This window comes from Halotia branconii CENA392 (assembly GCF_029953635.1).
GTDB lineage: Bacteria > Cyanobacteriota > Cyanobacteriia > Cyanobacteriales > Nostocaceae > Halotia > Halotia branconii.
On sequence record NZ_CP124543.1, the window covers coordinates 1,515,957 to 1,541,607 of the forward strand.

General features: G+C 40.1%; 17 protein-coding genes and 1 pseudogene. 9 read left to right on the top strand and 9 right to left on the bottom strand.

The features are described from left to right. Window positions 1–8: 8 nt before the first annotated feature. Both QI031_RS06755 and QI031_RS06760 read right to left on the bottom strand, forming a co-directional pair. A complete protein-coding gene (locus tag QI031_RS06755) occupies window positions 9–194 on the bottom strand; it encodes a DDE transposase family protein (protein WP_281484425.1) in 186 nt (61 codons plus the stop codon). 271 nt (window positions 195–465) lie between these two features. Continuing rightward, window positions 466–2,931 carry an ATP-dependent helicase gene (locus QI031_RS06760; RefSeq protein WP_281484426.1) on the bottom strand — a complete coding sequence of 822 codons (2,466 nt, stop codon included), beginning with the start codon at window positions 2,929–2,931 and terminating at the stop codon, window positions 466–468. Window positions 2,932–3,088: 157 nt separating this feature from the next. On the opposite strand from QI031_RS06760, the gene QI031_RS06765 reads away from it, so the two are divergent. Continuing rightward, complete coding sequence (locus QI031_RS06765) at window positions 3,089–4,750, top strand: glycosyltransferase family 39 protein (RefSeq protein WP_281484427.1); 1,662 nt, start codon at window positions 3,089–3,091, stop codon at window positions 4,748–4,750. On the opposite strand, the gene QI031_RS06770 is transcribed toward QI031_RS06765, so the two are convergent. Both QI031_RS06770 and QI031_RS06775 read right to left on the bottom strand, forming a co-directional pair. Then, the gene (locus QI031_RS06770) at window positions 4,751–6,088 is read right to left on the bottom strand and encodes an SCP2 sterol-binding domain-containing protein (RefSeq protein WP_281484428.1); all 1,338 of its coding nucleotides are present in this window, start codon (window positions 6,086–6,088) and stop codon (window positions 4,751–4,753) included. 55 nt (window positions 6,089–6,143) lie between these two features. After that, window positions 6,144–6,602 (bottom strand): MarR family winged helix-turn-helix transcriptional regulator, encoded by a 459-nt coding sequence (locus tag QI031_RS06775; RefSeq protein ID WP_281484429.1) that lies wholly within the window; start codon window positions 6,600–6,602, stop codon window positions 6,144–6,146. Between the two features lie 251 nt (window positions 6,603–6,853). On the opposite strand from QI031_RS06775, the gene QI031_RS06780 reads away from it, so the two are divergent. Next, window positions 6,854–7,870: a sulfate/molybdate ABC transporter ATP-binding protein gene (locus QI031_RS06780; RefSeq protein ID WP_281484430.1), complete on the top strand. Its 1,017-nt coding sequence runs from the start codon at window positions 6,854–6,856 to the stop codon at window positions 7,868–7,870. An 18-nt stretch (window positions 7,871–7,888) separates the two neighbouring features. Here QI031_RS06780 and QI031_RS06785 read toward each other — a convergent pair whose 3' ends face one another. Together QI031_RS06785 and QI031_RS06790 are read right to left on the bottom strand one after the other, a co-directional pair. Further along, the gene (locus QI031_RS06785) at window positions 7,889–8,215 is read right to left on the bottom strand and encodes a hypothetical protein (RefSeq protein ID WP_281484431.1); all 327 of its coding nucleotides are present in this window, start codon (window positions 8,213–8,215) and stop codon (window positions 7,889–7,891) included. A 551-nt stretch (window positions 8,216–8,766) separates the two neighbouring features. Next, complete coding sequence (locus tag QI031_RS06790) at window positions 8,767–9,939, bottom strand: DUF7453 family protein (protein WP_281484432.1); 1,173 nt, start codon at window positions 9,937–9,939, stop codon at window positions 8,767–8,769. A gap of 225 nt (window positions 9,940–10,164) precedes the next feature. On the opposite strand from QI031_RS06790, the pseudogene QI031_RS06795 reads away from it, so the two are divergent. After that, window positions 10,165–10,506 (top strand): annotated as a pseudogene (locus tag QI031_RS06795) (element excision factor XisI family protein). A 41-nt stretch (window positions 10,507–10,547) separates the two neighbouring features. After that, a complete protein-coding gene (locus QI031_RS06800) occupies window positions 10,548–11,153 on the top strand; it encodes a hypothetical protein (RefSeq protein WP_281484433.1) in 606 nt (201 codons plus the stop codon). A gap of 35 nt (window positions 11,154–11,188) precedes the next feature. Here the strand turns inward: QI031_RS06800 and QI031_RS06805 are convergent, their stop codons facing one another. Together QI031_RS06805 and QI031_RS06810 are read right to left on the bottom strand one after the other, a co-directional pair. Beyond that, window positions 11,189–11,326: a hypothetical protein gene (locus tag QI031_RS06805; protein ID WP_281484434.1), complete on the bottom strand. Its 138-nt coding sequence runs from the start codon at window positions 11,324–11,326 to the stop codon at window positions 11,189–11,191. Window positions 11,327–11,387: 61 nt separating this feature from the next. Then, window positions 11,388–17,117, bottom strand: coding sequence for an alpha-2-macroglobulin family protein (locus tag QI031_RS06810; RefSeq protein WP_281484435.1), 5,730 nt, complete (start codon window positions 17,115–17,117; stop codon window positions 11,388–11,390). Window positions 17,118–18,166: 1,049 nt separating this feature from the next. Between QI031_RS06810 and QI031_RS06815 the strand changes: the two genes are divergently transcribed. Both QI031_RS06815 and patX read left to right on the top strand, forming a co-directional pair. After that, on the top strand, window positions 18,167–19,936 hold the full coding sequence (locus QI031_RS06815; protein ID WP_281484436.1) for an FAD-dependent oxidoreductase: 1,770 nt from the start codon (window positions 18,167–18,169) through the stop codon (window positions 19,934–19,936). 101 nt (window positions 19,937–20,037) lie between these two features. Further along, entirely contained in the window at window positions 20,038–20,250 is a 213-nt protein-coding gene (gene patX / locus QI031_RS06820) for a heterocyst-inhibiting protein PatX (protein ID WP_281484437.1), read from the top strand. A 362-nt stretch (window positions 20,251–20,612) separates the two neighbouring features. Here patX and QI031_RS06825 read toward each other — a convergent pair whose 3' ends face one another. Continuing rightward, window positions 20,613–21,512 carry a ferritin-like domain-containing protein gene (locus QI031_RS06825; protein ID WP_281484438.1) on the bottom strand — a complete coding sequence of 300 codons (900 nt, stop codon included), beginning with the start codon at window positions 21,510–21,512 and terminating at the stop codon, window positions 20,613–20,615. A gap of 408 nt (window positions 21,513–21,920) precedes the next feature. Between QI031_RS06825 and gifA the strand changes: the two genes are divergently transcribed. From gifA to QI031_RS06840, 3 genes are all read left to right on the top strand, one after another. After that, a complete protein-coding gene (gene gifA, locus QI031_RS06830) occupies window positions 21,921–22,121 on the top strand; it encodes a glutamine synthetase inactivation factor IF7A (RefSeq protein WP_281484439.1) in 201 nt (66 codons plus the stop codon). A gap of 435 nt (window positions 22,122–22,556) precedes the next feature. After that, window positions 22,557–22,787, top strand: coding sequence for a NifU family protein (locus tag QI031_RS06835; protein ID WP_281484440.1), 231 nt, complete (start codon window positions 22,557–22,559; stop codon window positions 22,785–22,787). Between the two features lie 502 nt (window positions 22,788–23,289). Beyond that, the gene (locus QI031_RS06840) at window positions 23,290–25,524 is read left to right on the top strand and encodes a glycoside hydrolase family 57 protein (protein ID WP_281485948.1); all 2,235 of its coding nucleotides are present in this window, start codon (window positions 23,290–23,292) and stop codon (window positions 25,522–25,524) included. Window positions 25,525–25,651: the final 127 nt, after the last annotated feature.

Consider the following 25,651-nt stretch of genomic DNA (forward strand, 5'->3'; position numbering starts at 1 on the left):
TTGGTCTTTTAGACGGGTTGGCATTTACCAGCCCTAATTAATCCTACGCGGCGAGCGATCGCTTCTTCTTCTGAAGTAAAAGGCCCCCATTGCTCTATAATTTCTAGATTATCGTTCCCAACTTGTTTGCTGGGGATAATTTCGCAATGTCCAGTAGGACGCTTGATAATATACAAGTCTTGTGTGTTTTCCATACTGGAAATAAAAATTTGTTTTTTCCAATAAAAATTTTACGATATATGTCAAACTTTTTGAGACAAAACGAAATTTTTGTTCAGAATGGCTGGCAACAGATGGAAAAAGCATCAAATAGCCGAAGTGTGGTGAGTAGTAAAAACAACACTTCGACAAGCGGCAGTTGAATCTCGACTTCGCTCGATTACCGCGAAGTCGAAACTCAGTGCATCGCTGACAACTGACCACTAACACAAAATCCCGCCCCTTCCAAAGGTGAGATAAACTTAATTATTTCTTGACGCTGTATTCATTTTTAATTTTTAATTTCACGAAAATATCAGTAACTACGCATTCAGGAAACTGCCGTTTTAATGCCCCAAATACAGGACAAGGGGCTTGCTCTTGTAAATTCTCCGGTTTACTCCAGGTAAAAGGTGCTTTCTGTGCCGCAGACATCCACAATAATTTTTTTGCCCGTGTCATAGCAACATAAAGCAAACGATACTCTTCAGCGGTTTTTAGGTGTTTGGATTGTTCCCATGCTTGGGCAACATCTGGTATTTCTAATTCACCGTGGAGAGCAGCGCGAATTTGAGCGCGAGCTACTTCTGATAAAGTAAAGTCACCTAAAAACTGGCTTTGGGGAGGAATCCAAAACCTACCAGGAATCAAATTTTCATGCAGAAAGGGAATGAAAACATAGTCCCAATCTAGCCCTTTGGCTTTGTGCATGGTAATAATGGTCAGTTGATTAGTACGGGTATAACGTGCTTCTAAGTCTTCTGTTTCTACTGGTTCAAATCTTTCGGAACTGACTATTTCACTTAAAGCTGACAATATTGCTCCCATTGAACTGTTACCAGCTATTTGCTGATTGACTCGTTCTGCTAGTTTGTCAGCGGTTGCAAGTTCTGCTTGGTCGTAATTTAACACCAAAGCCAGGAAAGAAATTAGTTGATATAGAGGTAGTTCTAATCGAGCGCGGAGTAAACTCCGACATAAATGAGAGGCTTTTTGGACTGCTTCTGACTGGGGTGGAGCCAAAGGGCCAGGATACAAAAAATCTTCTGGTAGACTAGCCAAGGCGTTGAGGTCTTGGGTAGGAATCAATTGACGCTGTACTAAGGCTTCTAGGGCAGCTTTGAGGTAATCAGGGGAATGAGGACGATCGCAAAATTGCAATAATGCTAAAATTTCTTGGGGAATATGGGAACGGCGATCGCGTTCTCCAACATCGTAAAGTGTAATATTATGCTCTTTGCATATCGGAGTCAGAACCTCTGCTAACCACCGACCTTGACGATTTTCTCTAACTAAAATTGCCGCACTAATTTTTGTCGGGTCTTCAGCAAATAACTCAATTACCCTTTGAGAAATCAATTCAACTGTGTGATGAATATCACGAGGATTATAAATTTCTAATCCCCTGCCTACGGGCGCTGGGTTAGCATTGGGTTGAGGATCACCAAGACCAACAGGAAGAATTGTTTGAGGACGGAAGGGAAGAGGAGAAATTTTGGCCTTTCTCTGCGAGACGCTACGCGAACGACTGCGCTCAGGGTCAACTTTTCCTTGACTGCCATAAAAGCTATTGACCCATTGCAAAGCAAAGTTAGCAGCTTCTAGAATAATTCTAGTACTGCGACCAGCTTGATCCATTGTGGCTAATTTTTCTAGGCGATCGCACTCTTCACAAAATTGCCGAAAATAAATTGGATCAGCTGGGGTAAAAGTCGAATTAATTGCTTGGTTTGGGTCGCCTACTCGTACTAAATTGAATGTTGAGTTAGAAGAAGAATCTTTTTCATTTTCCCCTGTTAAATCACTCGCCAAAATCTCTAATAGCTGTGTCTGTAGAGGGCTAGAATCTTGGGCTTCATCTTCAAAGACGGCGAAAACTTGGTTTTGCTCAATGCGTCTAGCACTGTCATTTTCCAGAACGCGCAGCGCGGCTAAAATCATATCGTCGTAGTCAATAAATTCACGCGATCGCATGATATTTTGATATTGCTCATACAACCCCGCCGCTACTCGTAAAATTGCATATTCGTCTGTGGTTTGTTGACTCCACTCTTGTAACTTTTCTGGCAGGATACCAGAACTTTTAGCTTCATGAATAACTGTAGTAGCTAAATCCGGTAATACTTCTGTGCGTAATACCGATTGGCGGCGTAATCTTTCTGTTTCTTCTCCATCAAATTGATGACCTTCTAACAAACGTAAATAATGCTCTAGATTGTGATTAATCCACTGTTCTACGGCTGTGCGAATGAAGCGGTGGCTTTGACTAGGCGTGATTAATGTGACATTTTCTAACTGTAAACCCGATAAATCAGGGTGACGAGTAGCAATATTTAATGCCAAACCATGCAGAGTATAAACAGCAAAACCTGTCTGAGGTAAAGCTAAATCATCTTTTAAATATTGGCGGATTTTTGCTTTAATATTGGCAGCAGCAGAGCGAGTAAAAGTCACAACGACAATTTGACGGCGAGAAGACGAGCGCGATGTAGTAGAACTTTCATACTGACGAGCGATCGCGATCGCCGCCGCCGCTGCCATTCCCGTAGATTTGCCAGCTCCAGGAACCGCAGAAACAGCCAAAGGCCCAGATTGCCAGTCAGCCATTTGCTGCTGTCCTGGACGTAAGCTATTGCGAATTTTTAAACTCTTCTCCCGCAGAGAAATAATAGGCGATCGCTGAGATGATAGAGATTCTTGAGTCACAGTAGCGGTAAAATTATCATCTGACATATAAAATTTTAGATTTGAAATTGAGTTATCAAACTACATCTTGGTTCGTAGTCAGGACTAAAGTCCTGATTACAAACATGTACCATCATCATAATGAATAAAACAGACCACTAGTTTTGATTATTCACTATTTTAATGAATTACTAATAGCTAAATAATGACAAATCCCAGACATTATCTAAGTTTAGCTGGGGCGATCGCCCTGGGTGCTATTTTGCGCTTTTGGCATTTAGACTTAAAACCTCTGTGGATGGATGAGGTAATTACTGCAATTTTTAGTTTAGGTAAAAATTATCACGATTTACCTTTGAATGTAGCCTTTCCTCTAGAACGGGTGCAAGAACTTTTTACATTCCAGCCTGGAGTAAGTTGTGATCAAATTGCCGAAAATGTTGCTAATGGTTCTACCCATCCGCCGCTGTTTTTTTGTGGAATGTATAGATGGTTGGGGTGGATGACTCCCTTGGGTTCAGAGTGGGTAGAAAAATTGCGATCGCTACCAGCTTTATTTGGTATCGGTGCGATCATGGCAATTTATGGTGTCAATCGTACTGCCTTTTCCCCTAAGTCTGGAATTATTGCAGCATTAATTATGGCTGTTTCGCCTTTTGCTGTGTACCTTTCCCAAGAAGCACGACACTATACCATGCCTATGTTCCTAATTACTTTATCATTATTAGGACTCATACAAATTCAGCGAAATATTTTTGACGGGCAACGCTTAAGAATTTGGGTTTGGATTTTATGGACGATTATTAATAGTGTCAGTTTTTATGTTCACTACTTTTGTGTGCTGGCTTTCGTTGCTGAAATTGCTACATTATTTATATTAATATCCTATGGTAAAGCAAAAATCACAAACCAACGTCAAATCTGGCTTATTCTTATTCTATCAACCAGTGCAGTAGTAATTAGCTTTGTTCCTTGGTTATTAGTAACATGGCATCATTTTCAAAGTTCGGAAACTAATTGGTTGCCTTCTCCTAACTTTATTGCACCCCTATATCAAACTCTAATTAGTTGGGTACTGATGATAATTGCCTTACCTGTGGAAAATCAGCCTCCACTAATTACAGCTATTTGTGGATTATTAATGGTGAGTTTTGCGATTTGGATAGGGCGGCAAGTATTGAAAGGTTTAAAAATATTGTGGTTAAAAAATACAACTCATTTAGCGACATTTACACTTTTAAGTTTCACTATTTTTATTATCTTGCAATTTTTGGCGATTGTTTATTTATTCAAAAAAGATATTACTGCTGTTCCCCGCTACGCCTTTGTTTACTATCCTAGCTTTTGCGCTCTTCTCGCAGCCAGTATTAACACAAGTAAAAGTTCTAAATTCATAGTTTCATCTATTGGCTTAATTAGTTGTCTTTTTATAGTTAATAATTTAGCTTTTCAAAAGCCATTCCAGCCCGAAAAAGTCGCTCACAACATCAATTTAGAACCTGCCATACCAGTGATGTTAGTGATAGGATACAGTAATAATCAAGATATAGCTTTGGGATTGAGTTTTGCTTTGGCATTAGAAAAACTTAGGAGTTATACAAGTACATCTATAATTCACTCCGATAGTTTGGTTTTATTAGATAAAAAACCTAATTTATCTGTTTTATGGAACAAACTTGCTCAAATGCCTGTACCAAAAATATCTAAATTGAATTTATGGATAGTTGGCCCTGGAATGAGAAGACGAGATTATCCAAAGCAAGTAGCGCTTTCTAGGCAAACTACCTGCAATATAGATTCTACACACCACTATCGTATAGGTATTCCCTATCAGCTTTATCGGTGCAATAATGCTAATTTTCGCTAATTATGAAGGAAAGCACTTACCAAAAGCCTGGAGTAATTTCAGTGATCCCTTAATCTGAATTTTTCTTCGCACTATTGCCCAAATAATATTCTGTTCTTTAGCTAAAAAACGTAACCAAGTGTCACTATCGGCAATAATATGAATATTGGCTGTACCAATATGATTATTTTGTACTTGAATTGTTTTATTTTGAATAATCACTGTGACCTGATGTTTCTCTGCACCAAAGAATGTGAAGTGATAAGTAGCATTTAAGCCTTTTGATTGATCGCGTTGAAATAATAAAGGTAATCCGAATAAAAACCCCTGAATGGAAGAAGGGCGAATACCATTACCAATTTGCTTAATTTGCTTGTGAGGAAACCTTTTTTTTACATGGTCTTGAGCATCAGAACCAGGAACAACATAAATAGTTTCTGCTTTATCTTGTAAGGGTTTAACTATTTCCTGTACAAACCCTTTCTGATCTCTCAAAAATTGACCAATTACATCTTCTCCTGCTGGACAAGCAGCCACACAATATGCTGCTTTGTAATTTGATTTGAAAGCCAGACTTTGCCACATTGATGCTGATTCTGAATCATTCACTTTCTGGCGATATTCGCGATCGCTTTTACTTTCAGCAATATTTTCTACCCAATCTGTGAATCCTCCCATAAATTCTCGATAGTTATGGGTATAACAGGCAGAAAAGTTAAAGTGACCATCTGTACCAATGGCTCCCACTGGGCAAGCTACTACGCACAGCTTACATTCTAAGCAGGGGTTATAGTCAATTGGTTTGTTATATGCCGTCACTTCAGCGTCTATCAAAATTGTCCCTAGTAAAATGAAGTTGCCAAATTTGGGATGAATAACGTTGCGATGAATCCCCATGTGACCCAATCCTGCTGCTACTGCTACAGGTTTATGGGAAACAACCCAAATTTTGCCAGGAAAGCGATCCATTTCCATCGGAAAACCCATTGCTGGATTTAAAGCTCGGATACCTTTTTGCTCCAGAGTTGCTACAATCTCACGAGCAATCTGGTTAACCTCATCCCCTGTAGTATGAAATTCCACGTTGGCAACTGACCGCGCTGGAGAACGCACATTCTCGCGGTTCATCCGACAGACAAAACTCACTAAGGTTTTTGTTGGTGGAAAAGCAGCAAGAATATCCTGGTGCTGGTCGACTATCTCTGGTCTATTAATCTCCACAAAACCAACGTCATCTGCGCCCATATCTAAACATAGCTGACGTAGCCAATCAGCATCTATAGGTGAAACGGGTAAATTATTCCAGGCATCTCGCTCACGTAGCTGTTTAACTGTTGGATGATTGTCAAATTTAGACATTTAGTTTCTCCTAGTTAAGAGAGATAAGTGTATATACACCTTTTGCGGAAAAAATTTAGCTATTACGAAGCAAAGATACTGTTTGAGACAACCCAGATAGCAATACATTCCACTGTTCTTGTCCTAATTGCTCTATAATTCGACTTTGGGCTTGCTCCCATAAAGGTAGCGCTTTGGTCAAAACTGCCTGTCCTTGCTCTGTTAAACTGACAATTCGCATCCGCTGATCTTGACCTGGCTGAATTTGAATAAATTCTTGTCTTTCTAGTGGTTTGAGGTTACGTGTCAAGGTGGTTCTATCCATAACTAATTCTTGGGCTAAGTGCGTGATTGTTACCGACCCAGCTAAATTGATCGCAACTAGCAAAGTAAACTGATTCACTAACAGCCCGCTTGGTTGCAACACCTCATCGAAAATTTGGGTAACTACGCGAGATGCTTTGCGTAAATGAAAGCAAGTACAGGTAGTTGGGACTTTTTTGAGTTGAGCTAATTGATTGATTTTGCTTGACATAGATTAAGTGTATATACACTTAAGTATTCTGTCAAGTGATTTGATTTGACGTTGCCGAAGGCTAGCCGCACAACGGATTGCCTCCCCAAAACCCACAAGGGGTGCGGCAGTCGCTCCTGGGGAAACCCCCAAGACCGCGCTGCCTTACCGCACTTTTCTCCTATTCCCTGTTGCTTACTTATGTGATATATATAAAAGCACGGTAATCCCGGCGACGAGCCGTAGATTTTATTTGCAGAGGTACAGCACCAGTGGGCATAGTAGTTGAGAGTGTATCCAAGCATTTCGGTAGCTTTAAAGCGGTCGATCAAGTTAGTGTGGAGATCAAGAGTGGTTCCCTGGTTGCTTTGCTGGGGCCTTCAGGATCTGGTAAATCCACCTTGCTGCGGTTAATTGCAGGTTTAGAGATGCCAGATAGCGGTAAAATCTTGCTCACTGGTAAAGATGCTACAAATCAAAGTGTGCAAGAACGAAATATTGGGTTTGTGTTTCAGCACTATGCTTTATTTAAGCATTTGACTGTGCGACAAAATATTGCTTTTGGGTTAGAAATTCGCAAAGCCCACGCCAAGAAGGTTAAAGGGCGGGTAGAACAGTTATTAGAATTGGTGCAGTTGAGTGGATTAGGCGATCGCTATCCATCACAACTTTCTGGTGGTCAAAGACAACGGGTAGCCTTAGCCAGGGCGCTAGCGGTGGAACCCAGCGTATTGTTGCTAGATGAACCTTTTGGCGCACTTGATGCTAAAGTCCGTAAAGACTTGCGGGCATGGTTACGCCGCCTCCATGATGAAGTTCATGTTACCACTGTTTTCGTCACTCACGACCAAGAAGAAGCAATGGAAGTTTCTGATGAAGTTGTGGTGATGAATAAAGGGCGTGTAGAACAGATCGGTACACCAGCAGATATTTACGACAATCCGGCTACGGCCTTTGTGATGAGTTTTATTGGCCCAGTCAATGTTTTACCCAATACTTCAAAGATTTTTCAAAGCAGTGGCTTTGACTCACAATATCCGCAAGTATTTTTGCGCCCCCAGGATGTGGTGATTGAAAGACAGTCCAATGGTACTACTGCCCCTGCGACAGTGACTCGATTAATCCATTTGGGTTGGGAAATTCAGGTGGAATTAACCTTAGACGATGGACAAGTAGTAGCAGCGCATTTAACACGCGATCGCTTTAATGAGTTACAGATAGAACCACAACAGCGGGTATATGTCAAGCCAAAAGATGCAAAATCTTTTCCTTTGTATTATTCGATTTAAGATTGGGGAGGGTGATTGCTATTGAACTAACGATTGCATGTTTTGCAATTGACACTTCACTTCGGCTGTACTCAAGCGATCAATTACCTGTTCTGCACTCATTAGACGCTTCAGCACTACTTGACCAATTGTCTTACTAGCGATCGCTGAGACTGTTGGTTTAACTTCCACGGTTAAAATAGCGTCTTCTACCCGATAAAGCCATAGTAATTCATCGTTTTCCACTAAACAAATATTTATACGTTGAATATCTGGTTGTCGTCGCCATGCGGTTATCTGCCATAATCCCTCAGATGCCCACACTCTACCAACAGCCCATCCCTCAGAAAGAAAGAAATACTTCACGTTTTTAGTCTCTCACTATTGGACTTATTAATCTCGTATTTGCAACCTTGAAATCATCTCCAGTCGACGATGTATAAAAATAAGCTCATCCCACCCCTGAAAGGAAAGGGATTTCGTATCAGTGGTTAGTTGTTTTTGCTACTCACCACATTTCGGCTACGCGGTAGTTGAGTTTCGACTACTGACACCTGACGGCGACGGGGCGATGGTTACTGAGCTTGTCCTGAGTTTATCCTGAGTTTATCCTGAGCCTAGCCGAAGGGCATAGCCGAAGTACTATTACGGACACTCCTTAAAGAAGTGGGTAACGCGATCGCCTTTTGATGAGATTGTAACTAAAGCCATTACGACGAACTTTGACGAGAAGTCACCCTGCCTATGAATTTACGACAAATTTAACCGATGTGGAAAATTTTAATCAAATAAAAAGTTTTTAGCAGTTACTAAAACTACTCTCCCTGCCCCTTTGACTTGAAAGAGCAGGGGTAGCAGAGGAAGCAGGGAAAGAAAGATATTTTCATCAACACTGCCTCTTGTGCGATATGGGATGATTATTCCCTCTGCCCCCTGCCTCTTGGTTGACAGCGACGTTTAAAAAATACTAAACCAGCAAGCGCTAACCCTGAACTTGCAACGGTGTAAGGTTCAGGTACAGCGGTGGTAGCGACGTAAATGCCTTCAGTTCCATTCGCAAGTCTAGCGCCAAAAGCGATTTGATCGCGATTATTCAGTCCTTCTAATCCAAAAGAACTAATTTCTGTGACAGTGGAACCCAAAAGTTGATCACCAGTAGCAATGACTTTGTTTTTGACAGGATCTGAGCCAGTAAAAATGCCTTCTTCTCCAGAGTTCAAGAAAGCCCAAAAGGCTACTGTGCCTTGGTTGTTAATCGCAGGAGAACCAACAAAAGTAGAAAAAGCACCTTTTGTGTCAGCGATGGTATTAAGTGAACCACCATTACCAGTAAAAATACTTTGCTCTCCGGAATTTAAATAGGCCAAAAAAGCAACAGTACCTTCATCGTTGAGTGGGGAACCATCACCAGACAGGGAACTAAAGGAACTTTTGGTATCAGCAATGGTGGTAGTCACTTGATTATTGCGAGTTACCAGACTCGCACCTGGTAAAACAAAAGATACTGTTCCTTGATTATTGATTACAGGATTACCACCATCGGCGTTAGCAACCAAGTTAAGTTTTCTATTCTTGCTAGTGTAGATGTCGCCAGATTCATTATCTGCAAAAGCTACTGTGCCACTGTTGTTGATTGAAGGCTGCGATACCAAAAAACTGCCAGCATTAGCGTTGAAGGAAATAGTGTTTAACGCCCCACCATTGCCAGTGTAAATGCCAACACCAGGGCCGACTCCATTTAGCACGCCTCCTTTGAGGGCAGCTCTAAAAGCTACTATTCCGGAATTATTAATAGCAGGATTGCCAATGGTATCGAAAGATCCACTAATGGTGTCAGTAATTTTGGTAATAGATCCGCCATTACTGGTGAAAATGCCTCTACCTGTTTCGTCCTCAGCGATAAAGGCTACTCTTCCTGAGTCATTAATGGCAGGAGAGAATAAATTAGGATAGGAACCATTCAAAGGACTGCTGGTAGTATCGATAATTTTTTTAAAAGTAATGGCAGCGGCTGTGGCTTTGCTCGTGGGAAGCAAGTTCACAACCATGCCTAATACTATTGCTGTTGATAAGTTTTTAATTACATTCATAGCTTTTGTCAAGATTCATCAGTAAGATTTTTTTGGAAGTCGAAGCTTGCTGCTCCATCTTTGAGGTTTGGCATGGAGAAATATTACTATAGTTATGGGTAATAAAGACTAATTTTTAAGTTAATGGCTGCTAAAGATATTTTTCATAATGCTGTTAGGAAAGGATTGGAAAAAGAAGGTTAGGTGATTACACATGATCCTTTCAAACAATGAGGTGATTTTAGAATGGAAAAGATAGAAGAGTATCGCACATATATTCAAAATCTATTAAGTGAATACGCCAAGGGAAGCCCATCGGATGATGAAGTGGAAACAGAACTGATTTTTGACACGGAACGGGATCATTATCAGGTTGTTTATACAGGTTGGAAAAATCGTCAGCCGATGTATGTATGGGTGCGTACTACATCTTGATATAAAAAATGGCAAAATTTGGATACAATATGATGGGACTGAGATTGGTATTGCTAATGAGTTAGTGAAGTTATGAGTACCAAAAGAAGATATTGTTTTAGCTTTTCATAAACTCCATTAGTAAGACAGCATACAGGTTTTGCAGTTAATTAATTTAAAGATGAATTTTACAAAATTTTTGGAGAAAATTACTGATGTCGTATAGCGATTTTACTCTAAAAAAAGTTAAACAAACCTTTGGTATAACTACTGTTGAAGATCAACCATTTCTACCAAAAATAGAACCGATTGCTCCTGGTATTACTCTTAGTGCATTTTTAGAAGAAAGCTTACCATTAGCTATTGCTACAGGAAGTGAAAAAGCGCGTTCTGAGTTGATTATTAGTCCGGTTTTATTAGAAGTACGTAAGCTTTTACAAAGAAAAATTAGTTTATTTTCTGGAGTAGATTTTACTGTAGATCCTGCTTCTGGATTGAGTGGAGTCTGTGATTTTCTTCTGAGTCGTTCATCAGAACAGTTAGAAATTGAAGCTCCAACCGTAGTGATTATAGAGGCAAAAAAGGCAGATTTAAATCCGGGTATTGGACAGTGCATTGCAGAAATGATTGCGGCTCAGAAATTTAATGAAATTAATAATCAACCTATTTCTACGATTTATGGTAGTGTTACCAATGGGACTGCTTGGCGGTTTCTTGAGTTAACAGAGCAAACTGTCAAGATTGATTTAACAGATTATCCTCTACCTCCTGTTGATTTAATACTAGGAATTTTAGTGTGGATGGTATCTTTTGGTAAATAAATAATAGTTGAGATTGCTTCATCAAAGCTATCTATTTAGAGTCTCATTTTCCAAGCCTGAATTTTAGTCGAGTTTGGATGCTTGAGGGCATGGTTTCTCGATTTCCCAGCAATAATTTCTCGCTTCAATACACTCCAATCCATTGCTGCTGCTAAGTTTTTAATTACAGTCATAGCTTTTGTCAAGACTCATTAGTAAAATTTTTCTGGAAGTTGAAGCTTGCTGCGATCGCCTTTATGATTTCTCCTCCAATATCAGTGTAGAATCAGCAGCGCGACCAAATTCTTCTGGTGCATATTGCAGGTGAACTTCTGCACCAGGATATCTAAATGTGCCGGGAGTAACGGAACGCACTAAGTAATGCAGATTGTAAACTCCTGGTTCAAGGTGGTCGGCGTAGGCGATAATGCGATCGCGGTAAATTGTTTTAAAGCCAAGTTGCCAACTATCTGCTTGTGCTTGTAAAGCAGTAGTAGCTGTTTGAAAACTTTCATCTACTGCTTCAAATCCTGCGGGTAAAGGATCTTTAATGACTAGATGATTTACAGGATGGTCGGCGATAACTTCTAAACCAATATCAAACACTTGTCCTGTTTGTAGACTTAATGGTTTATCAAAGGCGTAAAGACCTGTTTTTTGCAATAATTTTTCTTCACCTACTTGACTAATTTCCCTGGTGACTCGTAAACCATTAAATCTTCCTGGTTGATTTCCCTGCAAGCGATAATTATAGGCAACTAAATAATGTAAAGTACCGTTACCAGATTTTTGCAGAGTTAAATCATGTCGTCCACGGGGTAATTTTGCCATTGGCACTTTTACCTGTAAGCTAGGATTTTGATAGCCATTAAAGCGATTTTCTCCTAACTTTTGATTAGCTAATTTGACTGTAGCCACAAAATTTGGCGGTGTTGGTTGCAGTTGGCTATATTCTACTAAAGCTGTCAAAGCTTGGGCATTATCAAAACTAGTTTGCCATGTCCCATTTCTTCGCAGTGCCAGCAGACTTTGAAATAATTTATCTATAACTTCTGGTTGACTTTTTTGAGCAATAAATAAGCGTAATGCTTGGGCTTGGGCTGTAGTAGGTGAACTCATCCAACCCCAACTGGGAGGTAAACTAATAGCTGCTGTGCGACCAGTTTCATAGATATTTTGTTGCAACTGCTGCATCATTTTTTGTGATTCATCTTGCCATTGCGAAAATTGAGATAGATATCGCGCTAGTTTAATTTGAGTTACAACATCAAAGTTATTGCGCTGTTGATAAATATCCGATAAGAAGGTATTGCGTTGATCTCCCAATTCTGCTAAAGCGATTAAAGTATGCAGTTGCAGTTGTCTTTTACAAAGTTGCTGTTTACAAAAGTCATATTGACCTGGGTTGGCTAAAACTTTCTGTAAATATCCTTTGACACGAGATAGCATTGCAGAATCTACTTGATTAGCTTTCACCAAAGATGACGCTGCATAACTAGAAACCCAAGGGTCTGATTTTTCCTGTCCTGGGAAAGCAGCAAAACCACCATCTGCATGTTGAAGTTTTTGTAATTGTGTAATTGCTTGGTTGGCTTTTTGACTAGGATTAAATTCTGCAAATGTCTGATTGTATTGTTTAGCCAAAGTTTGCAGATTAGCCGCAATGATTAATTGACTCGCCGCTGGTTCTGCGAATGGTAAATCATTATTTACTAAAACCTGTTGGGCTGGGGCTTTAATTTCTGGAATTAAAGTACTTGCTAGCTGTACATTTAAACCTCCGGCTGCTGGGAAGACATTTTTCTCAACATTGAGGGGAATTTTTACTTGTTTTTCGGTGACACCAGTTTCAATTACTTGTTCTGTAATTTCCAGTGGCTTCACATCCAAAGGCACTTCAAAGGCATCTGCTGTACTGTTTAGCTGGGTAGTAAAGCGGACTTTCCCGACTCCCACATTTTCTGCCAACATGGGAAAGCGATAAGCATGGGTAGCAGTTTCAGCTTGAGTTTGCAAGGAAGTAGTGGTGGGATTTTTATCGCTAAACTTGACTGCACCACTTAATTCGCCATTAATTGTCAGGTTTCCAGTATTCCCAGTATTGTTAGTTACAGATAGCCCACCAAGGATGCGATCGCCTGGACGGACAAACTGTGGCAATATAGCATTAGTTAGCAATGGTTTTGTGGTGATAAATGTAGCATCTCCATTGCCGAAACGCAGATTGCCATCAGTTGCCACAGCCATGACTCGCCATGTAGTTAAATCGTCTGGTAATTTAAAGGTTATCTGGGCATTACCAGTGGCATCAGTCAGCACAGAACCGTTGTAGTAAGCTAAAGCTTGGAAATCTTTGCGAACACGAGTATTTGCCAAACCAGATGATAACCCACCGCCGTAACCCCAACCTTTAGGTTTAGCAACATCTTGTGTTTGTAATATCACATCTGGTCGATTATCACTAAAGCGGGTAGATATTGGCTGTTCTGCATAAACTGTATCTACCAAATCGGGTGGACGATAACCAGAAAGTTGCAGCACCGCCTCATTCACCACCATGACTGTAACTTGTCCTGGGGTGGGATTACCTTGATTGTCTTTTAGTTCTAGCTGTATTGTTTCTTCTTTACCCGGCGAAAGTGATGCTTGAATGGGTTTGACTTGTACCTTTAAATATTTATCTTCCAAGTTGACTTTAAAAGGTGCAAAGCCGATTTTGACTAATTTATCTAAACCCGTTGGTTCTACTTGATTTAGAGGTGCGCCTTGTCTGATTAATACAGCTTGCACTGCTGCATTGGGTAACATTTCTGGTGTAACTGTAAACTGAATTTGTGGTGCGCCTCCCTTGACTTTGGTCATTTGCTGATAAATGGGTTTGTCTTTAATCACAGCAAAGTACAATTCTGCTTCTGGATAGGGAGATTGAATCAATGCAGTAGCAGTTTCACCGGGTTTAAATTCTGTTTTATCTAATTTGACTTCTAAAATATCTTGTTCTCTAGAACCCCAAAATACTGGGTTATTTCCAGTTGCCCAAATTTGTAAATCTGTAGCGCTTAATTCATTGTTAACATCACTAAAATTCGCTCGAATCCGATAAGATCCTGATTCCGGCGGTGTTAAAATTACAGACTGTGGACTATTTTTGGATTTAAATTCTGCCTGTGCAACTGTTTTGTATTCAACTTGATTTTTTGGTGTTTGGCTACCTTCAACTACCTGCGTCACCCTGCTGTATTTGATTTCTTGTAATTCTATACGTATCGGTTGATTTTCGATGATTTTACCTGTAGGATCAGTTACTATCACTTCTACAGGTAAAGCTTTACCAGCATCGGCAACAAAATTACTTTTGAGACCAATTAAGCGATTAGTTGGTAAGGCTGTAAAAGTTTGAGAATTGGCTACAGATAAATTAGAAACATCAGCAACTTGTACATCAACGCGGTAAGTCATCGGGTAAGGTAAATCTTGAGCTACTGTTACTGTTTGCTCAGTTTTACCGTTAGCGTTCAGTTGGGTATTAGTTTGCAAAACATCTGTAGGGACGGTAGGGTTTTCTTCCGGCCAAAACCATTGTCTACCAAAACTAAATTGTTCCCAACCTTTGGGAATAAAATTAGTCTGCTGGCGGGTGACAAAATATTTGGCTTCTCCTCCTTCTACTGGCGCACCAAATAAATAATTACTTGTTGCTTTCGCCTCGACTTTTTCGCCAATTAGAGCAAATTCCTGATTTAAGTTGAGTTCAACTTTAAAATTCGGGGGTTTGAACTCCGCTACCCGAAACTCTCCAGAAATTTCATGATCATTCTTAGCTTTTGCTTTAATCGTATAGTAGCCTAAACGCTCAGTATTACTAATTGGCAATTCTAAAGAAAACGTCCCAAATTCATTTGTATTTTGTGTACCCAAATCAGTTTTTTGTCCATCAGGATTGACTAAAGTTACTTGGTAAGCAGCATTTTTATCTTGCTGAATATTGCCGTTTTGCAAATAGTCAGCAAAAGCAGTCAACCAAGCTTTTTCCCCTGGTTGATATAACTGTCTATCCGAGAAGATAACACCACGCGATTCTGGTTTACCATCTTGCCAACCTGCATCAATTCCATGGCCAAAAACACCGCTATATTCTTCTGTTCTCGCGAATGCCCAATCTTGATTTTCACGGGCGATTATTAATAATTCTGGCGGTTTGATAAAGCTAGATTTATTAGTAAAACATTGCTGTAAATTATCTTTTTGCAGTTTTAAATTTCCATTATCATCAGTTTTACCCGTAGCACAAGGTACTGTTTGAGAACGAGATTTTGCTGTGAGTTTTGATTGATAAATTTCAATAGTTGCGGCTTTGACTGGTGAACCATCGCTGAGGTGATTAACACGAATTAATCCCGAATCAGGAAACCATTGAGAAAATACACCTAAGTTTGTCAATTCAACCAAACCATAAGTTGTAGGTTCTCGCCAGAGTTCTTTGCCATTATCTTGATATTTATTTGTCCGTGCTTGGACTCCATAAGCTAACATCCCCGTAGCACCGTTGAGCTTTTCTCGTAACGGAACAGTCACATCAACTGATTGGTTTTTCTTAGTTGGTACTTTAAAGCTTTGCCATTCACTTGGTTTGGGCAGTAAATCGTTACCGTTACCTTGAGGATAAGCAGAATTAAAATAAACTAAATCTGTAGGTTGAACTACGCTATAAGCTGCTTTATATTTCGATTCCGGCAAGTTGACGGTACTAATATTTAGCTTTAAGTCTTTACCTGCGGGGAAGATATGTAAATCTGAGGGAACCCAAATATCTCCTGCTAAATCGCCTGTATCGTATTTAACGGTGATGGACTTACCTAAGGTTTGCCCAAATTTATCTTTGAGATTGCCATTAATAGTAATTTGATAGTTAGTAGCTGGCGCTAAAGCATAAGGATTAATAGTGACAATTTTATCTTCATTGCCGATTTGTAAAATTCGGGCAATATCTTTTGGTGCGGGATTAATTCTAATATTTTCTCTAACTAAATCTGGCACTAAAATGTTATTAAATTCTAATTGAGGACTGCCTTTAACAAATCGTCCATAAGTTCCGCCTGCATCTGGCTGTCCATAATAGTTAATTCCCTGAAACGCTAAAGGTGAATAAGTCGTTAACTTACTCACAAATTCTTTTTCGCTAGGTAAATTACCATCAGCTGGCATGATTCCTGGGGAAAAAACTAGGCGATAATTGGTGGCTTTAGCGAGAGTTTGCTGAGGTTTGAGTTGATAAATCCAATTGCGTGCTGAAGGATCAAATTTTTCTAAAGGATCTGGATTTTCTGATAGCTGTTCTGATGCTTTTTCTTCTTTAGCTAACTCAATTTGGAAATTTACACCTTTACTTTTTCCTGCTGGCGTTAACTGTAAATGTTTTTGTACAGAATCTAAGTTTAGCTCTACATTGGAAGTGAACTGCAAATTTTGCTGCAAGTCAATCGGTTGAATATCAGCCTTTTCAATCGGGTTAACACCTGGTAGATTAGTTATTTTAATCGGTTCAGTATTAAAAGTCCAAGCTAAATCTTGATCTAATCGATGATTTTTCAAATCTGCTAAACCTGCTTTTAAAGTAACCTGAAATCTAGTTGCGTTTGGTAATGCCTTCTCAGCTTGAAAACCCACCATGCGCGGCGTTAAAAAGCGAAATTCACCGGGTATAGGTGGCCAAAGTGCAAATTTTTGTAACAAATTTTGTTTTTCTGGACTATCAAGGCTTTCAACTGGGATTAAAGCTTCTTGAAAGCGGATACGAATTTGATTCAGAGATTTTGCATCACCAATAGGACTAATTTGTTCTATCCATACTGGTAAATTTGGTGGGGCAAGTGGTGAAACTGCTGGTAGTTGTTCTTTACCGGAAATACTAAACAGGTTACATCCTGATATGCTGATTATAAATATGAAGACAAGCAAGTATTGGATTAAGAATTTAGTGATCATGTTTAATATATTTTTAAAATAAAAATTAATATGAATCGGATGTTTAAGTTTACCGGACTCTAGTCTAATGTCTAGAAGTCAAGATTGTGTCAAAATAGCCGCAATATGTAACTTTAAATAAAAAAAGTTCACCTAAGAAGGCTAGATAAACTGTTAAACCAAGTATAATTTCGTAAAACAGTTGCTATTTATGGAACCAGTAACCCAATACTGTTTGGTTAACAAACTGATCTGTTGAGGTAAGCAGGGGGATAAAAATACTAGACAATAACTTCCTTTTCTCCATGCTTCAAAAGCTTATCCGAACCGTATTGGCTGATACTCTTGACAAAACTTGATCTAAGCTAATAAAGTAGCACTGCCTTTTGGGGGGTGGGATTTTGCGTTAACTGATCCGTAATTTATTGACTGTTATCAGCCATCAGTCATCAGTTAACGGTGTCGAATGAGTTTAGTAGAACTTTATCAGCAAAATCAAACTTTACCATCTAAAGTTTAAAACGAGATAGATGGGGTTGACTTAGATTTTTTAATGGAGGATTTACTTAAACTTTTGACTTCAATGAAACTAGGAGTTGATCGTATTCATCAAATAGTATTATCTTTACGAAACTTTTCTCGCCTAGACGAAGAGTATCTAATTATAAAATGGTTTTTGATAAGCGATCGCTGATTCGCCATTCATTTTTTCAGAATGATCCGTTTATAGTAAGGACTTTAGTCCTACTTTTATGCAACTTAAATGTTTATTAGCTTACGATTGTACAACCATTTGCTGTAATCAAACTCGCTGTTACACTAACATTAACATTGCAACAGCGACAAATTCCTAATTTATATAAAATAATTGAGTTCCTTATTTATTTAAAGCATAAATACGTAATGTAAATTAAAGTTTGTTTCATATTTAAATTATCTATTTGTTAGCTATTGCAAGTATTACGTCATCCTAAAATGCTTGTACAGCAGAGTAAAGATGGAAATCGAGTTAAAAAACTTATCCTCTTGTATCCTAGTAAAAATGTTACGTAATACCTAAATTTCTATACATGGTTAATCAAACGCATACAGCTGATGTCTTAGTTGTCGGTGGGGGAACTGGAGGCACTGCTGCTGCTATTCAAGCAGCACGACGAGGCGCTAAAACTATTTTGGTGAGTGAATTTCCTTGGTTGGGAGGAATGCTAACTACTGCTGGAGTGTCTGCACCCGATGGTAATGAATTAGTTGCTTTTCAAACAGGGTTATGGGGTGCGTTTTTGCAGGAATTACGACATCGACAGTCAGGAGGGCTAGATAATAGTTGGGTAAGCTTTTTTAGTTATGATCCCCGCATTGGGGCAGAAATTTTTACAGATTGGGTAAAAGAGTTATCAAATCTGCATTGGATTTGCGGACGAGTACCTTTAGAGGTTATGCAGTTAAGAAACTGTATTACTGGTGTTCGGTTTGCTGATTTTACCGTCAACGCTAAGATTATTCTCGATGGTACAGAATTAGGAGATTTATTGGCTCTGGGAGACATAGCTTACCGCTGGGGTTGGGAGTTGCGATCGCAATGGCAAGAACCCAGCGCCCCAGATGTATTTAATTCCTTCACCGAGAAATATCCTGTGCAGTCACCGACTTGGGTTGTGATTATGCAAGACTTTGGTGAAACTGTTGCACCAAAAATTCCTGCTGCTCCTAATTATGACCATTCTAAATTTATTGGTGCTTGGGATAATTATGGTGCAGAAAAGTTTCTCAATTACGGACGTTTGCCAGGAGATCTATTTATGATCAATTGGCCTATCTGCGGTAATGATTACGGCGAAGGAGTAGGACGATTAATCGAGTCAGAGTCATCCAAAAGTGAATTTCTTCAAGAAAGCCGCTGGTATAGTCAAAATTTTGCCCATTTTATCCAAAATCAGTTAGGCGATCGCTGTGGTTTAGCAAAAGAAGTTTTTCCCTGTGCTGATACTGCTTTTGCACTACATCCCTACTACCGAGAAAGTCGCCGCTTAATAGGATTAACTACTATCCGAGAACAAGATATCTTGCCAATGTCAGGGGGTAAAGTAGCATCCATTTACTCAGATGCGATCGCTATTGGTAACTACGCCAATGACCATCATTATCCTGATTTCGACTTGCCACTGCAACCTAAATCTATTCGCTGGGGCGGGCGTTGGACTGGGACACCGTTCACTATTCCCTATCGTTGTTTGGTTCCGGCTGCAACAGATGGTTTATTAGTCTGTGAAAAAAATATTTCTGTCTCTCATATTGCTAACGGTGCGACTAGATTACAACCTGTGGTCATGGGTATCGGTCAAGCTGCGGGAATGGCGGCGGCTATGTGCGTTGAGTTCGATATCCAGCCTAGAGATTTACCCATAAGAACATTGCAAGAAGCTTTACTTCAAGACGAGCGATCGCCTGTAGCAATCATCCCTTTATTTAATTTAGATATCTCACCCAAACATCCAAAATGGCTGGATTGGCAACTGTACTATTTAAACGATCCTCAAATTTATCCACTGAGTGGCAATTATCCTAATTCAAATTTAGCAGCCGATTCAAAGCAAGTATTAACACGGCAAAATGATTGTTTTACAGGCATATTTCACCGTTTGAATCAGCAAGATTACAGATTTACTATCACCACCCCAGCCACTTATCAAGGTCAAACTTGGCAGCTTGTGACCGGGCGATCGCATCTAGATCAGCGTCTACAAGCCTGTTTAGATGGGCAACTGCTCACTATTTGGGGTCGCTTAAATCATTCTGGTCATTGGTTACTAGTTGAAGATACTGATATATTACGAAAGTAGTTTTATTTCAGTAAAAACCAATACTTTTTAGTAAACTTTCCGGGTACATATCAAGAAACTAGGAAGCAGTAGATAAGAGAGTTCTAAATTAAACATCTGCTATGCGTATTTCCGTTTCACTTTTAGTTTCTATTTTGGTGTTCGGTTCCTTAGCTGTTAACCACCAAGAAACAGTAAACAAATTATCTTTAGTACGGCTTTCCTCTTCTGATTCCCAGCAGTTGCTTTCAGCTAAACCTAAATCTAATGAGCCAGAAAGCCCAAGACCTTTTCGAGGTAGTGGGCGCAGGGATCTAATTCAATCTCGCGGATAAGCTTTTATTGCTTTTATTGATCAAGTCCGCTTTCATGCTTGTATCGACAGCATCACCAACTGTTGCAAAACTCCACTACCGCTTCTATTTACAGGATGTCGTTACTCAAGCTATCACTTTAAATCCAGAGCATCTAAATCCAGATGTTTTTTACAAGTTTTCTCATTTATCAAGTTGTTTACTACTCAACTAAGAAATAGTTTATTTCTGCTTTGGTAATTGTAGGGTATTTTGTGTTAATCCATGAATAGCTTTTGCGTCACTACAGATATTGTAGAGACCCTCATAGCGCGTCTCTACAATATTTATGTGATCATGATTAATGTAAAGTGAAATGAGGCTTCACCTTAACCTAGCAAGTTTTACACTTTTGTTTGCTTACGGTTCTTTTCTAGATCCTGAATACCATTAAAAAACATTGGGACAAACTTCTCCATAAACTCTTGTGGATTACGTTGCCAAGATCTTTGTGCAGATCTAATTCTCGTAAACTGCAACTCTGGTGCTAGCAAGGTTTGTGGCAAGCGCTCCATTAAATATTGAGGACGTTCCCAAGGTGACATAGTATTTGCCACTTCCAGAAGGTTAGCCACCCGTCGTAGTTCTGCACCTAAGGTAATATCCATTCCTGATTCAAAGGCGGCTTGCTCAATTGCGGTATATTTGCGTTTGGCTTGCTCTACTTTTTGCCGATGTTCTGGACTTTTATCAGCTATTTGGGCTAACCAACGATTGCCCCAACGGACATGTCCTGCTTCCTCTGGCAAAATTTTAGCAATAGTTTCCCGAATCTTGGTGTTTTCTTCAGTTTGTGGCTGTTGCTTAAGCACATGAATGTGAGCAGAAAAATACTCACAACCCCGTTTTTCGGTGGTGTTAATTGCTGCTAAGGCAGAAATCACAAAATCTTCTAGGTCTTTAGTTGCATCTTTTTGTTCGCTATCCAATAGGCGTTCAAATTCATCAATGTAAGACATGCCTGGTGGCTTACCAATATCTGCTCCCAATTCCACCAACACATCGGTTAGCCACATTGCATGACGAGCTTCATCGCTAATGTGATGAGATAAATCCTGAATTAGTTCTTTTGGCTTTCCATTCAGTTGTTCAATTATCTCAGTTAGATCTTTACAGCTGCGTTGTTCGCTGTAGCGATAACGATTGAGAGTTATGAGATGAAGTTCGCGATCGCTCACCGTATGCTTTAAGATATCCCTTGCACTTAAAGCATTTTGTAATTTACGTGGATAAACAACTGCCATAAATTTCGTACGTAGAATTCCGTTAACTTATATTTTTTGATAGTAACTTAGTTTACTGTCAATAAGGTTTTAGGATTTAATGTCAAAAAATTATCTTTAATATTTTTAATATAAACAAATGTAATGAATTAATTATCAATCTTGGGAAAGGTGTGTCTTTCCAAACAAGACCAAACTCAAGCTAGCTACCAATAGCTAATTGCTTATTTTGCATAATCAAAGAGATTTTTCCCAGTTTTTAACCATATTGCAGTATTTATACCTGTAAAAATATAAAGATTTATCAAGATATCACTATAAAACTACTATTTTGTAACTTTGGTTACAGAATTTTTGCTATATTAGTTTTTGAAAAGACAATTATCTAATCAATCATATATATCTAAAACAATAAGGAGGACTATGGTTATGTCTATTCAAGATAAATCTCGTGCGTTAATGATGCGTCAATATCAGCAAGTCAAAAATCGTCAACAATCGATGTTAATGCGTGCTGCACAAGAAATTGGTCTTCCTGAAGAAACATCTCATTACTGGAATCCTATTCAAGGGAAGATAGAACCTACTACACGAATGATTTATGGAAGCAGCAACGCAGCTATGAGCTAGTACCGCTGTGCAAAAATAAATTGGTTTTGTACACACATCTGTGTACACGGTAGCCCGTAAAGCCTACGGCATAGCTACGCTTAAGGCGCAGCCTTTCGTAGAGAAGAGGCTTAATCAAAAGTCAAGGCTTCGGCTACGCGGCAGTTAAGCGCAGTCGAAGCCTTAACTTTGAGTACAGTCGTCAAGCCTGTGGCGTAGCTACGCACTAAGCGTATGCGTCTCGCACATCAGGGTCAAAACTCAAGTTATTAAAATTAGCAGCAGTTAAATTAACGTGAGTATCCAAGGGAGACTCACGTTAATTTATAGGTAATGCATTCATGACTATTGCTTTGTCAACATCTAGGGAAAACACAATCTAGAGGCAATTAGATCTAGGATTGAGTTAACAAACATTCAGTATAAAGATTTCTTAGCTGAAAGAGGACTCAAACAATGGAACTGACAACTGAAAATGTGGAAACAGTTTTAGACGAAATGCGCCCTTATCTGATGTCTGATGGCGGCAATGTAGAACTTGTGGAGCTTGATGGGCCTATAGTCAAACTTCGGCTGCAAGGCGCTTGTGGTTCTTGCCCTAGTTCTGCAATGACCCTGAGAATGGGCATCGAGCGCCGTCTACGGGAAATGATTCCTGAGATTGCAGAAGTCGAGCAAGTAGCCTAGGAACTGGAAGGGGCTAGAAAAAGCAGAGGAGGCAGGGGAAGCAGGGGAAGCAGAGGAGCAGGGGGCAGGGAGCAGGGGAAGAGGCAGGGGAGCAGGGAGCAAGGAGAAAAGGAGAGAAGTGCGGTCTTGGGGTCTCCCCCTCCGGGTTCAGCAGTCCAACGCCAGTCGCTCCTGGGGGAAACCCCCATGACCGCGCTGGCTCCTCTTTGTTGGGACAACAAGACCGGGCTGCCTCACCAAGTGGAGCAACTTCGGGAGAAAGATTAAAGATTAGGTACACATCTTTAAATTCAAGGCATTTTCTTAATTTCCTTCTTGCACCCTGCGCCCTGCCTCTCTGCTTTTTCTTTCTCCTCTGCACCCCGCACCCTGCCCCAATTCCTCTTAATTGCCCCATGCCCAATGCCCCATTCCCAATACTCTTAGCCCAATTAAAAATTGAATTAATTCAATTTTTAATTTTTAATTCCCGATAGGGATGCCCAATACTTCATCATTTACTATGTCCCATCCCCTCTACGTTGCTTTTATTTGGCATCAACATCAGCCGCTGTACAAATCTCCTGACAGCGGCGTTTCAGTTTCTTCTAGCCAAAAGTACCGTTTACCTTGGGTACGGTTGCATGGAACTAAAGATTATTTGGATTTAATATTAATCCTTGAAAAGTATCCTAAGTTACACCAAACGGTGAATTTAGTTCCATCGCTGATATTACAACTGGAAGACTACATTGCTGGCACAGCTTTTGACCCTTACCTGACAGCCAGTTTGACACCCGCTGAGCAATTAACTCAGCAACAACGAGAATTTATTATCCAACATTTTTTTGATGCCAATCACCACACCTTGATTGATCCCCATCCTCGCTATAGCGAGTTATATCAGCAAAGGCAAGAAAAAGGGCAATCTTGGTGTTTAGCAAATTGGGAGTTGCCAGATTACAGTGATTTGTTGGCTTGGCACAATTTAGCGTGGATTGATCCGCTGTTTTGGGATGACCCGGAAATTGCAACTTGGTTAAAACAGGGTCGGAATTTTAGTTTAAGCGATCGCCAGCGCATTTATTCTAAACAGCGAGAAATTCTCAGTCGCATTATTCCTCAACACCGAAAAATGCAGGAAACTGGGCAATTAGAAGTTACCACTACACCCTACACTCATCCAATTTTACCTTTATTAGCTGATACCAATTCTGGGCAGGTAGCTGTGCCTTTAATGACACTGCCTAACTCCAGATTTCAATGGGTAGAAGATATTCCTCGCCACTTACAAAAAGCCTGGGATTTATATCAAGACCGCTTTGGGCAGGAGCCTCGTGGTTTATGGCCTTCCGAACAATCAGTAAGCCCGGAAATTTTGCCATACATTATTAAACAAGGATTTAAGTGGATTTGCTCAGATGAAGCCGTTTTAGGATGGACAAAGCAACACTTTTTCCACCGAGATGGTGCGGGGAACGTCCAAGAACCAGAATTACTATATCGACCATATCGCCTGGAAACCCCAGCAGGTGATTTGGCAATTGTGTTTCGTGACCACAGATTATCGGATCTAATCGGCTTTACATACGGGGCAATGTCGCCCAAACAAGCAGCCGCAGACTTAGTGGGACACCTGCAAGCGATCGCTAAAATGCAAAAAGATCATCCTAGCGAACAACCTTGGTTAGTCACTATCGCTTTGGATGGAGAGAATTGCTGGGAATTTTATCCCGAAGATGGTAAACCTTTCCTAGAAGCTTTATATCAAAACCTCAGTCACGAACCCCATCTAAAACTTGTTACTGTCTCAGAATTTATTGCACAATTTCCGCCTACTGCAACTATCCACCAAGAACAACTACATAGCGGTTCTTGGGTGGATGGCAGTTTCACTACTTGGATTGGCGATCCTGTTAAAAATCGTGCTTGGGACTACCTCACACATGCTAGGGAAACCCTCGCCAACCATCCCGAAGCGACAGAAGAAAATAACCCAGCAGCGTGGGAAGCTTTGTATGCCGCCGAGGGTTCTGACTGGTTTTGGTGGTTTGGGGAAGGACATTCTTCAAATCAAGATGCCATCTTCGACCAATTATTTCGAGAACATTTGTTTGGCATTTACAAAGCTTTAAATGAACCTATACCGCCATATCTCAGACAACCATTGGAGGTTCACGAAGCACGGGCAGATCATATCCCTGAAGGGTTTATTCATCCTGTAATTGATGGCAAGGGTGATGAACAAGACTGGGATAAAGCTGGACGCATAGAAATCGGTGGGGCGCGAGGCACAATGCATAACAGTAGTGTTGTTCAGCGTCTTTGGTATGGGCTAGATCACCTGAATTTTTATTTGCGGTTAGATTTTAAAAGTGGTGTTGCACCAGGTCGCGATTTACCAGCAGATTTGAATTTGCTGTGGTTCTATCCCAATAAAACTATGAACAACAGCCCCATCCCTTTAGCAGATGTGCCTGATATCGCGCCAGTTAATTATCTCTTTCACCACCATTTAGAGATTAACTTGCTGACACAATCAATTCAGTTTCGAGAAGCAGCAGAACATTTTCAATGGCATCCCCGCTTTAGCCGCGCTCAAGTAGGTTTCAATACTTGTTTAGAAGTGGCAGTGCCGTGGGCAGATTTGCAAGTTCCACCCGATTATCCCCTGCGCTTGACTTTAGTGCTGTCGGATGAAGGATGTTTCCGTAATTATTTGCCGGAAAATACTTTGATTCCGATTGACGTACCTTAGTACAACATTTCGTTAAAATTGCTAAAATTATGCGTCCTTCTGCGTCTTGAAATACTACTTTTTTGACGCAGAAGAGCGCAATTGAAGGCGATTAAAAATATTCACATTTATTGTGAGCGATTTTAGA

What these genes read in the sequence shown, in the direction of transcription:
- QI031_RS06755 (WP_281484425.1), bottom strand. Translation starts at nt 194, where the DNA reads ATGGAAAACACACAAGACTTGTATATTATCAAGCGTCCTACTGGACAT.
- QI031_RS06760 (WP_281484426.1), bottom strand. Translation starts at nt 2,931, where the DNA reads ATGTCAGATGATAATTTTACCGCTACTGTGACTCAAGAATCTCTATCA.
- QI031_RS06765 (WP_281484427.1), top strand. Translation starts at nt 3,089, where the DNA reads ATGACAAATCCCAGACATTATCTAAGTTTAGCTGGGGCGATCGCCCTG.
- QI031_RS06770 (WP_281484428.1), bottom strand. Translation starts at nt 6,088, where the DNA reads ATGTCTAAATTTGACAATCATCCAACAGTTAAACAGCTACGTGAGCGA.
- QI031_RS06775 (WP_281484429.1), bottom strand. Translation starts at nt 6,602, where the DNA reads ATGTCAAGCAAAATCAATCAATTAGCTCAACTCAAAAAAGTCCCAACT.
- QI031_RS06790 (WP_281484432.1), bottom strand. Translation starts at nt 9,939, where the DNA reads ATGAATGTAATTAAAAACTTATCAACAGCAATAGTATTAGGCATGGTT.
- QI031_RS06800 (WP_281484433.1), top strand. Translation starts at nt 10,548, where the DNA reads ATGTCGTATAGCGATTTTACTCTAAAAAAAGTTAAACAAACCTTTGGT.
- QI031_RS06805 (WP_281484434.1), bottom strand. Translation starts at nt 11,326, where the DNA reads ATGACTGTAATTAAAAACTTAGCAGCAGCAATGGATTGGAGTGTATTG.
- QI031_RS06810 (WP_281484435.1), bottom strand. Translation starts at nt 17,117, where the DNA reads ATGATCACTAAATTCTTAATCCAATACTTGCTTGTCTTCATATTTATA.
- QI031_RS06815 (WP_281484436.1), top strand. Translation starts at nt 18,167, where the DNA reads ATGGTTAATCAAACGCATACAGCTGATGTCTTAGTTGTCGGTGGGGGA.
- patX (WP_281484437.1), top strand. Translation starts at nt 20,038, where the DNA reads ATGCGTATTTCCGTTTCACTTTTAGTTTCTATTTTGGTGTTCGGTTCC.
- QI031_RS06825 (WP_281484438.1), bottom strand. Translation starts at nt 21,512, where the DNA reads ATGGCAGTTGTTTATCCACGTAAATTACAAAATGCTTTAAGTGCAAGG.
- gifA (WP_281484439.1), top strand. Translation starts at nt 21,921, where the DNA reads ATGTCTATTCAAGATAAATCTCGTGCGTTAATGATGCGTCAATATCAG.
- QI031_RS06835 (WP_281484440.1), top strand. Translation starts at nt 22,557, where the DNA reads ATGGAACTGACAACTGAAAATGTGGAAACAGTTTTAGACGAAATGCGC.
- QI031_RS06840 (WP_281485948.1), top strand. Translation starts at nt 23,290, where the DNA reads ATGTCCCATCCCCTCTACGTTGCTTTTATTTGGCATCAACATCAGCCG.